Below are 11,513 nucleotides of genomic sequence, written 5' to 3' on the forward strand. Positions count from 1 at the left end.
GCGGGCGCCCCGTTCAGTCACCGGATGTCCGTGCGGCGGTTACCCCCTGTTGGCTGGTGCCTGCCCGGACAGGCTCCGGGGGCCGGGGCGCGGCGGCCTGCTCGTGGACCCGCCGCCCGCGCACCCCGATCAGCACGGCGGCGGTGACGGCGGCGGCCAGCATGCCCGTTCCGCCGATGACGGCGCAGGTCCCGAGCGCGTCGGTGAAGCTCGCCCCGTATGCCGCCCGGTACGCGGCCGTGGCGTCGGCCGTCCCCAGCCGCAGGTGACCGCCGGCCTCGATCCCGGCGTGCGTCACGACGCCGAGCGCGGTGCCCTGGTCGCCTGCGGTGAGGCCGCCGGCGGCGAGGTGGCCGGGCAGCACGTCCAGGGTGCGGCCGGCCAGGACGACGCCGAACACGGCCGGGCCGAGGGCGCTGCCGAGCTGGCGCAGCGCGCTGTTGGCGGCGCCCGCCGTCCCCGCCAGCCGGTGCGGGAGGCTGTCCATGGTGATCGTCGTGATGGGGGCGATGGCCAGCGCGATGCCGATGCCGAACAGCGCGATCACCGGGACGGCGGTCCACGTCCCGGTCGAGGCGTCGAACAGGGTGACGCCCAGGGCGCCGACGCCGCCGGCGGACAGTCCGGCGACCAGCAGCAGGCCGGGGGACGTCCGGTTCATGAGCCGGCCCACGACGGGACCGAGGACGACCGTGAAGCCGTTGACGGCCAGCAGCCTGACGCCGATGTCGAGCGTCGAGGCGTGGTGCACCAGCCCGAAGTACAGGCTCAGCGAGTAGACCAGGCCGACCTGGGCGAACAGGGTGACGCCCATGACGACCGCGGCCCCGGTGAACGACGGCGAGCGGAACAGGCGCATGTCCAGCATGGGGCAGGGCGAGCGGAGTTCCATGAGCACGAAGGCCGGCAGGGCCAGGGCCGCCACGGCGAACCCGGTCACGGCGCGGACGGAGCCCCAGCCGTCCGCGCCGCCCTCGATGACGGCGAACACGGCCGCGGTGATCGTGACGACGGCGAGGAGCTGTCCCGGGATGTCGAGGTGCCGCTCGCGCCGCGCGCGGGAGTCGGTGAGCAGCGGGACGCCGGCGGCCGCGGTGAGGGCGGCGGCCACCAGCGGCGGCAGGAACATCCAGCGCCAGCCGGCGTGTTCGACGATCACGCCGGTGACGATCGGGCCGAGCGCGAGACCGAGGCCGAGGGACGCGGTCCACACGGCGATCGCGCGGGCGCGGGCGCGCGGGTCCTGGCACACGTGGCCGATCAGCCCGAGGGTGGACGGCAGCAGGGCGGCCGTCCCGGCGCCGGTGAGCGCCTGCCCGACGCACACCTGGACGACGCCGGCGGCGGTGAGGCAGACGGCGGAGCCCGCGCAGAGGAACGCGAGACCCGCCAGGTAGACCTTCTTGCGCCCGTACAGGTCGCCGACCATGCCGCAGGTCAGGAGCAGGGCGGCGGTGGGGAGGATGAAGGCGTCGCTGATCCACTGGAGGCCGGCGGTGCCGGTGTCCAGGGCCTCGTGCAGGACGGGCAGGGCGACCGAGACGCCGACGACCGGCAGGTAGGAGGCGAAGACCCCGAGGCACGCCAGTACGACGGTGGCGGCGGCGTGCCGGGGCGGGACGTTCGAAGCCGTGGTCGACATGGCGTCCTCCGGGCTGCTCTGCACGACGGATGACCGTTCCGGACCGTATACCTGCCCACTGGGGCGCGTGATGCCGTTGAGGACGCAAACAAAGCTGTACGAAATCGATCGCTCGGTGGTCGCGGGGGCGTTGGGGTCTGTCCGGCGGGTCCTGGCGCGGCTCGCGGCGTCGGACGCGGTGCATCGCAAGGCGCCGGATCGCAGCTCATACCCGTCGTATTCGCGCGATGCGGCAACGCAGCGAGGTGCCGTGGCCGGCGTCGCGAGACAGGCAGGACCCGCCGGACAGGCCCTAAGCTTGGCAGGATGTTCGAACTGCGTACCGAACGCCTCCTGCTCCGCGGCTGGCGTGACTCCGACCTCGCCCCGTGGGCGGACCTCAACGCCGATCCCGAGGTCCGCGCGTACTTCCCCGACGTGCTCACACGGGAGCAGAGCGAGGCGAGGGTGACCCGCTGGCAGGCCGACCTCGACCGGCGGGGCTGGGGGTGGTGGGCGCTGGAGGTCGTGGAGACCGGTGAGTTCATCGGCGTCGCCGGCCTCGACCCGGTGGAGGACGGCATGCCGTTCACGGGCGTCGAGACCGGCTGGCGCCTGGCCCGTTCGGCGTGGGGGCACGGCTACGCCACCGAGGCCGCGAGGGCCGCCGTGGCCCTCGGCTTCGAGCAGCTCGGCCTCGCGGAGATCCTCGCGGTGACGGCGGCCGGCAACCTGCGTTCGCAGGCGGTGATGCGCCGCCTCGGCATGACCCGTGACCCGGCCGACGACTTCGACGACCCGACCGTGCCCGAGGGGCCGCTGCGCCGCAGCGTGCTCTACCGGCTCCCGGCCGACGCCCGGCGGTAGTCGAGCGCGCCGGAGTACGTGATCTCAGCCGGCGTGCAGTTCGAGCGAGATGTGCTCGGACAGGGCGCGCAGGAAGTCGGGGGCGTCGAACATCGCGCCGGCGGAGGCGACGCCGGCCGTCCTCGTCCGTCCCGTCAGGATGCGGGCGACCGCCTCGACCGCGAGCGGCGCGCTGACCGCGTAGATGTCCCGGCCGCTCGCCACCGCGCGCCGCTCCTCGCCGCCGCGGCGCACGACGGCGTCCACGACGAAGGTCTGCGCGGACCGGCCGCGTTCGTCGACCGCCTCCGGCGCCCGCGCGCCGGGGGCAGCTAGGGTCTGTCCGGCGGGTCTTGGCGCGGCTCGCGGCGTCGGACGCGGTGCATCGCAAGGCGCCGGATCGCAGCTCATACCCGTCGTATTCGCGCGATACGGCAACGCAGCGAGGTGCCGTGGCCGGCGTCGCGAGACAGGCAAGACCCGCCGGACAGACTCTAGGTCGCCGGCCGCCTCGACCGTCATGTAGGTGCGCACCTCGGGGACGGCGAGGTGGCTCGGCACGGTGACGACGTCGGCCATGCTGAACTCCCCGATCACGGACCGCTTCCCCAGCGGCTCGGGGAAGGTCCACGCCAGGGTCGGCGCGGCGTCGTCGCGGTACTCCAGCCGTCCGCCGGTGAAGCGGACGCGCCGGCCGTCCCGCCGCCGCCGCGACACGGCGCCCGCCGCGAGGGTCCCGGGCGTCGGGTGCCAACTGCTCAGCCCGTACGCGACGTGCGCTTCGTCGGCCGCCGTCCACCCGTCCATGGCGGCCGTGACCAGCAGGTCGCCGAGGCCGCCGTAGAAGGCCATCGCGGGGACCAGCGCGACGCCGGCGGCGGATGCGCGCTCCGCGAAGTGCGCGAACGTGTCGAGGTTGGCCTCGATCTCGGCCGCCACGTCCACGTACGGGAGCCCCGCGCGCAGCGCCGCCCCGATCACCGGCCCGGCCGTCGTGGCGAACGGTCCCGCGCAGTTGATCACGGCTGCCGCGCCGGCCAGCGCGCGGTCGAGCGACGCCGGGTCGTCCACCGTCGCCGGGCGGACGGCGAGCCCCGGGCGGTCGGCCGCCAGCGTCCGCAGCCTGTCCGCGTCCCGCCCGGCGAGGACCGGTTCGAACCCCCTCGCCAGGAGCTCCGCCACCACGAACCGCCCGGTGTGCCCGTACGCGCCGAACACCGTGACCGTGTGCCCCGAACCCATCGTTTCCTCCCGCCGCTCCGAACGATCGACCACGGCCATCCTGGCCGGGAACGCCCCGCCGCCACGAGCGTCCGGAACGACACGCCCCGTACACTTCCGGACATGACCACCGTCGCGCTGGCCGTCACCGACGGCATGCTGCACTTCGAACTGGCCATGGCGTACGAGGTGTTCGGTGCCGCGCCGGCCGCCGTGCCGGGGCCGTGGTACGACGTCGTCCTCTGCGGTCCCGGCACCGTCCCGTTCGGCCGGTTCCGGCTGGAGCCCGACGGCGGACTCGACCGGCTGCGGCACGCCGACACCGTGATCGTCCCCGGGTGGGCCGATGTCGACGCGGCCCCGCCCGCCGACCTGGTCGACGCGGTGCGCGCGGCGCACGACGCGGGGGCGCGGGTGGCGTCGCTGTGCACGGGTGCGTTCGTGCTGGCCGCCGCGGGCCTGCTGGACGGCCGGCGCGCGACGACGCACTGGGCGCACACCGACGCCCTGGCCGCCCGCCACCCCCGGGTGACGGTCGACCCGGACGTGCTGTACGTGGACGGCGGCAGCGTGCTCACGTCCGCCGGCAAGGCCGCCGCGATGGACCTGTGCCTGCACCTGGTCCGCCTCGACCGGGGCTCCGCGGTCGCCAACACGGTCGCCCGCCGTCTCGTCGTCCCGCCGCACCGGGCCGGCGGCCAGGCGCAGTTCGTCACCACCCCGGTGCCCGCCAGGGACGACAACCCGCTCGCGGGAGTCATCCCCTGGGCGCTCGGACGGCTCGACCGCGCGCTGACCGTGGAGGACCTGGCCCGCCGGGCGAACATGAGCTCGCGCCACCTGACCCGCCACTTCAGGTCGGCCACCGGCACGACGCCGCTGCAGTGGCTGCTGACCCAGCGGATCCGGCGCGCCCAGGAGCTGCTGGAGACCACCGGCGACAGTGTGGACGCCATCGCCGCGGCCACCGGCATGGGCACCGCGACGACCCTGCGCCGCCACTTCAACCGGACCGTCGGCGTACCGCCGGACACGTACCGGCGCACCTTCCGCAGCACACACACCGTGGACGCGCCGGCGCCGTGACCGCCGGGACGCGGGCGGATCAATCTTCAACCACCCTCTGTACGCGGGCTGTCCGGCGGAGGAGACTCGTCAGTGGCCTCTCAGCCGGAGGAGTCGCGCCGACGACGCACCGGCGCCTCCTCGTGCCCCCATCAGGAGGTAGTGATGAGATCACCCCGTCGCGCGGCCGGGATACTCGCCGGTCTGGCCGCGACATCCGCGCTCGCCCTGTTCGGCGCGACCCCCGCGTCGGCGGCCACCTGGACCCTCGTGGACTACCCGGGTTACCCCCAGCGGCTGTGCCTCCCGCCCGAGAGCTCCTGGCCCGGCGCCTACTTCCTCACCCCGATCCACGGCACCTGGTCGACCGTGATCGAGACCGGGGTCAGGAACCTGCCGCCCGGCTCGTCCAGCAGCGGCGGCATGGTCCACCCCTCGGAGTGGGACCCGGACGACCACGAGTACATCGGCATGGTGCCCGTCTCGCTCGCCCCCGCACCGGCCGGCGACTACATCGCCGAACTGTGGGCCTCCGACGGCACGGAGACCCAGACCATCCCGGTGGTGATCTCCTACCAGTACGACTGCTACTGATCATCCGCGCGCACGGAAGCCCCCTCCCACCGGGGAGGGGGCTTCCCGCGGCGCCCCGTCAGGCGATGCGGACGGACATGTCGGCGTAGTCGAGCGTAAGCGTGAACGGCTTGAAGAACTCGTGCGTGACGTTGCCGAGCGTGTCGAACGGGAAGTCGAACGGGGAGGTCTCGTCGGCGAAGCCGCGAATGCCCTCGCCCACCGCGCGTCCCAGGCCGACGCGGTCCGCGACGATCGCGTACGCCGTGCCGAGTCCGCCCTGGATCGGGTTCTCGTAGTCGAGGGCGATGCCGGCCCGTTCGGCGTTCGCGACGGTCGTGGCGAAGCCCGAGTTCATGAACCCGGTGTCCATGGACACCACGCGCGGGCCGTAGTCGTTGACGCTTCCCAGCGTGCAGGGCATGTGGCCGGCCAGCCACAGCGGCAGCCGGGTGCCGCGCCGCGCAGCGGGAGGGAGCGCGCTCGACTTCCGCCGCAGGACGAGTTCCTGGTTCGCGTAGTCGAGCGTGGTGCGGAAGTGCCGGAAGACCGAGGTGCCGATGACGCCCGCCGGCGTCGCGCCGCCGGGCAGCGGCACGCCCCCGAGGCCGCCCCAGTCGAACCAGTCGACCGGCACGTTGCGCAGCTCGACGTCCCCGATGCGGAAGGAGTCGAGCACCCCGTGGTACATCGTGATGGCCTGGCCGGCGGCGGCGCCGGTGCTGCTCGACAGCGCCCGGAGACCGGCCTGCTCGGCCATCTGCGTCGAGAAGAAGAACGTCCCCCCGGTGTCCAGCACGAAGGTGCCGGGAGCGCTGCCCGGCACCGTGGCCTCGATGTGCGGCAGCGGATCGAGACCGGCGAAGGGCACACGGGTCACCGACGCGCCACGGATGTCGTACGGGGTGCCGGTCAGGCCGTCGTACTGGGCCGCCGTGGCTTCGCCGACGGGTCCGGTGCCCCGCAGCAGCTCCGCCGCGCGGCCGAACTTGTCCTGGCGCGCGTAGCAGTCCGCGAGCAGTCTCCGCGTCTCGGTGTCGTCGGGCGCGAGGGTCAGGGCCGCGGACAGATACCTCTCCGCGTCGCGGAACCGGTGGGACAGCAGCGCGAGGTAGCCGACCCGTGAGGTGGCGTGCGCGTTGCCGGAGTCCTGGCGCAGGAGATCGCGGTAGGCGCGCTCGGCCTCGGCGAACCTGCCTTCCGTGAACAGCCGGTCCGGGTCCGCGCCCGCGTCCGCGGCGCGCGCCGTGCCGCCCACCAGGGGAAGCGCGGCGCCCACCGCGACGGCCGTCCCGGCCCGCTGCAGGAACGCCCGACGGCTTGTGGGGGGTGTCATCTCGCTGTGCTCCTTCGGGTCGTGCGGCGGGCGTCCGCCGTGCGCTGGGGGGAGGGCGACCGCGCGAGGGCAGGCATCGCACGTGGGGGAGCCGTGGCGCGTCCCACCGCCGGGCGCGTCACGGAGCATCGCCTCCCGGGCCGGCGTCCGTCCGTCGTGCCGGCCCGGGAGGCGATGCAACGCGATGAGCGGTTTCCCCGCTGTTTGCGCCCCCGCTAACGCGGAGGAAACAGGTGGTCGGCGATCATGCGGTCATGCGGGTGCTTGTGGTCGAGGACGAGCCGCTGCTGGCCGATGCCATCGCGGAATGGCTGCGCGAGGAGGCGCACGCGGTCGACATCGCGCTCGACGGGGCGGCGGCTCTGGAGCGCCTGGCCGTCCACGCCTACGACGTCGTGGTGCTCGACCGGGACCTGCCGGTGGTGCACGGCGACGAGGTGTGCCGCTCCCTGGTCGATTCGGCCGTGGCCACCAGGGTGCTGATGCTCACCGCGGCGGCCGAGGTCACCGACCGGGTCGACGGCCTGCGGATCGGCGCCGACGACTATCTCACCAAGCCGTTCGCGTTCCCCGAACTGTCCGCCCGCATCACTCGTTGGGCCGGCGGTGCCGGCCGGCCGCCCCGCCGGTGCTGCGCCGCTGCGGCATCACGCTCGACCCGGCACGCCGCCAGGTGTTCCGCGAGGGCCGGTACGTCCCGCTGTCGAAGAAGGAGTTCGCGGTCCTGGCCGAGCTGCTGCGCGCCGACGGCGCCGTGCTCTCCACCGAATTCCTGCTGGAGAAGGCATGGGACGAGCACGTCGATCCGTTCACCGGGGTCGTCCGGCTGACGGTGCTGAAGCTGCGCCGCAAGCTCGGCGACCCACCGGTCGTGGAGACCGTCACGGGCGTCGGCTACCGCATCGCATGAGGCTCACACTGCGGGTCCGGCTGACCCTCATCTCCGGAGGGCTGTTCCTGGTCGCCGGGCTGGCGCTGCTCGCGGTCACGTACCTGCTGCTCGGCCGGCAGATCGACCGCACCGGCCCGAAGACCCTCACCGCCGATCCCGGCCAGGCCCAGCAGGCCGAGTCGGTCACCTCCGGCAGCGGGCAGTCCCGGCAGCTCTACGTGGTGACCAGCAACGGCGACCTGCTCACCGGGGCGGACGCCGATCGGTGGGTGGACGAGCAGGCGGCCGCGCTGCGGGACGCGACCACCACGTCCATGCTCACCCAGGGCGCCATCGCGCTGGGCGCGGTCGCGACGGTGGCGGCCGGCTTCGGCTGGCTGGTCACCGGCCGGGTCCTGGCGCCCCTGCACCAAGTCACCGACACCGCCCGGCGGATCGCGGCCGCGCCGGGCAGCGGGGCGGGCCTGGCCGAACGCATCCACCTGCGGGGCCCGGACGACGACGTCAAGGAACTCGCCGACACCTTCGACACGATGGTGGAGCGACTCGACCAGTCCTTCCACGGACAGCGCCGCTTCGTCGCCAACGCCTCCCACGAGCTGCGCACCCCGCTGACGCTGGGACGTTCGCTGGTCGAGGTCGCCATGCACCGCCGGTCGGCGTCGCCCGACGTCCAAGCGCTCGGCACGCGGCTGCTGGAGATCAACTCCCGGCAGGAGCAACTGATCAGCGGGCTGCTGCTGCTCGCGAAGTCCGATCACGGGCTCGGCACCCGGTTCCCCGTCGACCTCGCCGACCTGGTCGGCCATGTGATCGAGCAGACCGCGGCCGAGGCCGGGGCGGCCGGCGTCACGGTGCGGGAGGACGCAGCCGAGGCCCCGACCACCGGCGACGCGCTGCTGCTCGAACGGCTGGTGCACAACCTGATCGAGAACGCCGTCCGGCACAACACGGAGCCGGGCGGCTGGGTCCGGGTGACCAGCCGCACCGAGGGTGACCGGGCGGAGCTGGTCGTCGAGAACACCGGACCACCCGTGCCGGCCGACGAGATCCCGGCCCTGTTCGAACCGTTCCGCCGGCACGCCGCCGACCGGCTCGTGACCGACCGGGGAGCGGGCCTCGGGCTGTCGATCGTCCGCTCCGTGGCCACCGCGCACGGCGGAACGGTCGCCGCCGGGCCCCGCCCGGGCGGCGGCCTCACCGTCACCGTGTCACTCCCGGCGCCGTGGGCGGTTCCCCGACCGATCCGATCGTGACCGGTCCCCATCGCCCCTGAGACGGGGAGGCAACAGCTGCGAGCACCTGGGGGCGGCCGGGGCCGGCCTTGTTCACACGGTGTTCCTGCCGGGGCGGCCGTTCCCGGTCCAGGCGCGCTCGCGCAGCAGGCGCAGGCCGTTGAGGCCGACGATGACGGTGGAGCCTTCGTGGCCGGCGACGCCCAGCGGGAGCGGGAGGGTGGCGATCAGGTCCCATGCCACCAGCGCGCCGATGAAGACGCCGGCGATGACCAGGTTCTGCACGACGAGGCGGCGGGCGGTGCGGGCGAGGGTCACGGTCGCGGGAATGGTGGCGAGTTCGTCCCGGACGATGACGGCGTCGGCGGTCTCCAGCGCGAGGTCGGAGCCGGCCCTGCCCATCGCGATGCCCGTGTGCGCGGCGGCCAGGGCGGGGGCGTCGTTCACGCCGTCGCCGACCACGAGCACCCGGCGTTCCCCGGCCTCCCACGCGTGGACGGCGGCCACCTTGTCCTGCGGCAGCAGCCCCGAGCGGACGTCGGTGATGCCGACCTCGGCGGCCAGGTGGCGGGCGGCGCGTGCGTTGTCGCCGGTCAGCAGGACCGGCGGATGTCCCGTCACTCCGGTGAGGGCGGCCACCGTGGCCCTCGCGTCCGCGCGGAGCCGGTCGGCGATGCCCAGCGTCCCGACCGGGTGCCCGTCGCGCAGGACGATGACGGCGGTGCGGCCCGCGTCCTCGAGTGCCCGCACCGCGCGTTCGGTGTCCGGGCCGCCGGTGAGGGTCAGGCGGGCCGGGGAGCCGACCTGGACGGTGCGGCCGCCGACGGTGGCGGTGACGCCGGTGCCGGGGGCGGACGTGAAACCGGCCGCCGCCGTGAGGACGAGACCCCGGTCGCCGGCGGCCCGGACGATGGCGCGGGCGAGGGGGTGCTCGCTGGGGTGTTCGGCCGATGCCGCGAGTGCCAGCAGACCGTCCTCGTCCAGGCCGGAGGCGGGCTCGGGACGGATGTCGGTGACGCTCGGCGTGCCTTCGGTCAGGGTGCCGGTCTTGTCCAGCGCGACGGTGTCGACCTGGCCCAGACGTTCCATGACGACCGCCGACTTCACCAGCACGCCGTGGCGGCCGGCGTTGGCGATGGCGGACAGCAGCGGCGGCATCGTGGACAGCACCACCGCGCACGGCGAGGCGACGATCATGAAGGTCATCGCGCGGAGCAGGGCCGGCTGAAGGGGGGAGCCGAGGGCGAGCGGGACGGCGAAGACGGCCAGCGTGGCGATGACCATGCCGATCGAGTACCGCTGCTCCACCTTCTCGATGAACAGCTGCGTGGGGGCCTTGGTCCGGGAGGCCTCCTCGACCATCTGCACGATCCGGGCGATCACCGAGTCCGCCGGATCCCGCTCGACACGGACCCGCAGAGCACCCGTGCCGTTGACGGTACCGGCGAAGACCTCGTCCCCCGGCTGCTTCGCCACCGGCAGCGGCTCGCCGGTGATGGTGGCCTGGTCGACGTCGCTGCCCCCGCCGATGACCCGGCCGTCGGCGCCCACCCGCTCCCCCGGCCGTACCAGGACCGTGTCGCCCACCGCGAGCGAGTCGGCCGGGACGCTCTCCTCCCCGCCGCCGGGCAGGAGCCGGGTCGCGGTGGCCGGCGCGAGATCGAGCAGCCCGCGTACCGAATCGGCGGTCCGCGCGGTCGCCACGGCCTCCAGCGCGCCGGACGTCGCGAAGATGACGATCAGCAGTGCGCCGTCGAGGACCTGCCCGACAGCGGCCGCGCCGAGCGCCGCGACGACCATCAGCAGGTCCACGTCCAGCGTCCTGTCCTTCAGCGCTCTGCACCCCTCCCACCCCGGCTCCCAGCCGCCCGTGACGTAGACGGCCGCGTACAGCGGGGCCGTCGACCAGACCGGAGCGCCCGCGAGATCCAGGGGGAGGGCGATCAGGAAGAGCACCAGCGCGGCCAGCGCCCACCGGGCCTCCGGCAGCGCCAGGACACGCGTACGCCGCTTCACCGGCGCGGGCCGCTGATCCACGAAGGAGGACATGACGGAACAACCCCTCACGGGCGGACGGCGATGACCCCACCACCATAAGGAATGGTTGAACAAGTCTTCAAGTGTCGGGAGTAGGATGGGCCCATGGGCCACGGAGCGGACGACAGAGCAGCCACCACGCGCGAACGCCTCGACGCCGTCGGCGCGGCCGACGTCGCCGCCACCCTGCAGGCGCTCGCCACACCCTCCCGGCTCCGCATCCTGGCCCGGCTCCAGGAAGGCCCCTGCGCCGCCGGCGACCTGGCGGCAGCCGTCGGCATGGAAGCCTCGGCCTGCTCCCACCAACTCCGCCTGCTGCGCAACCTCGGACTGATCACCGGCGAACGCGACGGCCGCTCCATCGTCTACGCCCTGCACGACAACCACGTCGCCGAACTCCTCGACCAGGCCCTCTTCCACGTCGAACACCTCCGCCTGGGAATCCGCGACACCCCGCACCCCGCACGTCTTGACGGCCTCAAGGGTTGACGGCGCGCCCGCCGGTGGTTGACGGGGATCCCGCCCGATCGGATCGATCGGGCGGGATCCCGCGTTCCAGCGGTTACCCGATCCCGGCTCAGCTCGGCAAGGCGGGCCGCTCGGGCGGTGTCAGGGCGTTGCCGTCGGCCGGGAGCTGGATCCCGGGAGCGGCAGGTTCGGCCGGTCGGGGCACGGCGGGCAGGACAC

Annotated in this window: 9 protein-coding genes and 1 pseudogene; 6 read left to right on the forward strand and 4 right to left on the reverse strand. The window is 74.0% G+C overall.

Translation table 11 applies throughout. The features are described from left to right. Positions 1 to 13: 13 nt before the first annotated feature. Positions 14 to 1,642 carry an MFS transporter gene (locus tag EMA09_RS08055; protein ID WP_129840284.1) on the reverse strand — a complete coding sequence of 543 codons (1,629 nt, stop codon included), beginning with the start codon at positions 1,640 to 1,642 and terminating at the stop codon, positions 14 to 16. A 306-nt stretch (positions 1,643 to 1,948) separates the two neighbouring features. Here EMA09_RS08055 and EMA09_RS08060 point away from each other — a divergent pair, with 306 nt between their 5' ends. Further along, on the forward strand, positions 1,949 to 2,488 hold the full coding sequence (locus EMA09_RS08060) for a GNAT family N-acetyltransferase (RefSeq protein ID WP_129840285.1): 540 nt from the start codon (positions 1,949 to 1,951) through the stop codon (positions 2,486 to 2,488). A 24-nt stretch (positions 2,489 to 2,512) separates the two neighbouring features. Here the strand turns inward: EMA09_RS08060 and EMA09_RS28875 are convergent, their stop codons facing one another. Then, the gene (locus tag EMA09_RS28875; RefSeq protein WP_240796639.1) at positions 2,513 to 3,709 is read right to left on the reverse strand and encodes a saccharopine dehydrogenase NADP-binding domain-containing protein; all 1,197 of its coding nucleotides are present in this window, start codon (positions 3,707 to 3,709) and stop codon (positions 2,513 to 2,515) included. Positions 3,710 to 3,811: 102 nt separating this feature from the next. Between EMA09_RS28875 and EMA09_RS08075 the strand changes: the two genes are divergently transcribed. Further along, on the forward strand, positions 3,812 to 4,774 hold the full coding sequence (locus EMA09_RS08075; RefSeq protein ID WP_129840287.1) for a helix-turn-helix domain-containing protein: 963 nt from the start codon (positions 3,812 to 3,814) through the stop codon (positions 4,772 to 4,774). Between the two features lie 144 nt (positions 4,775 to 4,918). Continuing rightward, positions 4,919 to 5,347 (forward strand): DUF5980 family protein, encoded by a 429-nt coding sequence (locus tag EMA09_RS08080; RefSeq protein ID WP_129840289.1) that lies wholly within the window; start codon positions 4,919 to 4,921, stop codon positions 5,345 to 5,347. Positions 5,348 to 5,405: 58 nt separating this feature from the next. Here the strand turns inward: EMA09_RS08080 and EMA09_RS08085 are convergent, their stop codons facing one another. Then, a complete protein-coding gene (locus EMA09_RS08085) occupies positions 5,406 to 6,662 on the reverse strand; it encodes an aspartyl protease family protein (protein ID WP_129840291.1) in 1,257 nt (418 codons plus the stop codon). A gap of 254 nt (positions 6,663 to 6,916) precedes the next feature. On the opposite strand from EMA09_RS08085, the pseudogene EMA09_RS08090 reads away from it, so the two are divergent. Then, positions 6,917 to 7,572: pseudogene (locus tag EMA09_RS08090) on the forward strand (response regulator transcription factor). Beyond that, the gene (locus EMA09_RS08095) at positions 7,569 to 8,810 is read left to right on the forward strand and encodes a HAMP domain-containing sensor histidine kinase (protein ID WP_129840293.1); all 1,242 of its coding nucleotides are present in this window, start codon (positions 7,569 to 7,571) and stop codon (positions 8,808 to 8,810) included. Before EMA09_RS08090 ends, EMA09_RS08095 begins: the two are co-directional and overlap by 4 nt. Before the next feature lie 72 nt (positions 8,811 to 8,882). Here EMA09_RS08095 and EMA09_RS08100 read toward each other — a convergent pair whose 3' ends face one another. After that, complete coding sequence (locus EMA09_RS08100) at positions 8,883 to 10,838, reverse strand: heavy metal translocating P-type ATPase (protein ID WP_129840295.1); 1,956 nt, start codon at positions 10,836 to 10,838, stop codon at positions 8,883 to 8,885. 93 nt (positions 10,839 to 10,931) lie between these two features. Between EMA09_RS08100 and EMA09_RS08105 the strand changes: the two genes are divergently transcribed. Continuing rightward, a complete protein-coding gene (locus EMA09_RS08105; protein ID WP_129840297.1) occupies positions 10,932 to 11,315 on the forward strand; it encodes a metalloregulator ArsR/SmtB family transcription factor in 384 nt (127 codons plus the stop codon). The last annotated feature ends 198 nt before the right edge of the window (positions 11,316 to 11,513 follow it).

It is taken from the genome of Streptomyces sp. RFCAC02 (assembly GCF_004193175.1).
In the GTDB taxonomy this organism is placed as follows: domain Bacteria; phylum Actinomycetota; class Actinomycetes; order Streptomycetales; family Streptomycetaceae; genus Streptomyces.

What these genes read in the sequence shown, in the direction of transcription:
- EMA09_RS08085 (WP_129840291.1), bottom strand. Translation starts at nt 6,662, where the DNA reads ATGACACCCCCCACAAGCCGTCGGGCGTTCCTGCAGCGGGCCGGGACG.
- EMA09_RS08100 (WP_129840295.1), bottom strand. Translation starts at nt 10,838, where the DNA reads ATGTCCTCCTTCGTGGATCAGCGGCCCGCGCCGGTGAAGCGGCGTACG.
- EMA09_RS28875 (WP_240796639.1), bottom strand. Translation starts at nt 3,709, where the DNA reads ATGGGTTCGGGGCACACGGTCACGGTGTTCGGCGCGTACGGGCACACC.
- EMA09_RS08055 (WP_129840284.1), bottom strand. Translation starts at nt 1,642, where the DNA reads ATGTCGACCACGGCTTCGAACGTCCCGCCCCGGCACGCCGCCGCCACC.
- EMA09_RS08075 (WP_129840287.1), top strand. Translation starts at nt 3,812, where the DNA reads ATGACCACCGTCGCGCTGGCCGTCACCGACGGCATGCTGCACTTCGAA.
- EMA09_RS08095 (WP_129840293.1), top strand. Translation starts at nt 7,569, where the DNA reads ATGAGGCTCACACTGCGGGTCCGGCTGACCCTCATCTCCGGAGGGCTG.
- EMA09_RS08060 (WP_129840285.1), top strand. Translation starts at nt 1,949, where the DNA reads ATGTTCGAACTGCGTACCGAACGCCTCCTGCTCCGCGGCTGGCGTGAC.
- EMA09_RS08080 (WP_129840289.1), top strand. Translation starts at nt 4,919, where the DNA reads ATGAGATCACCCCGTCGCGCGGCCGGGATACTCGCCGGTCTGGCCGCG.
- EMA09_RS08105 (WP_129840297.1), top strand. Translation starts at nt 10,932, where the DNA reads ATGGGCCACGGAGCGGACGACAGAGCAGCCACCACGCGCGAACGCCTC.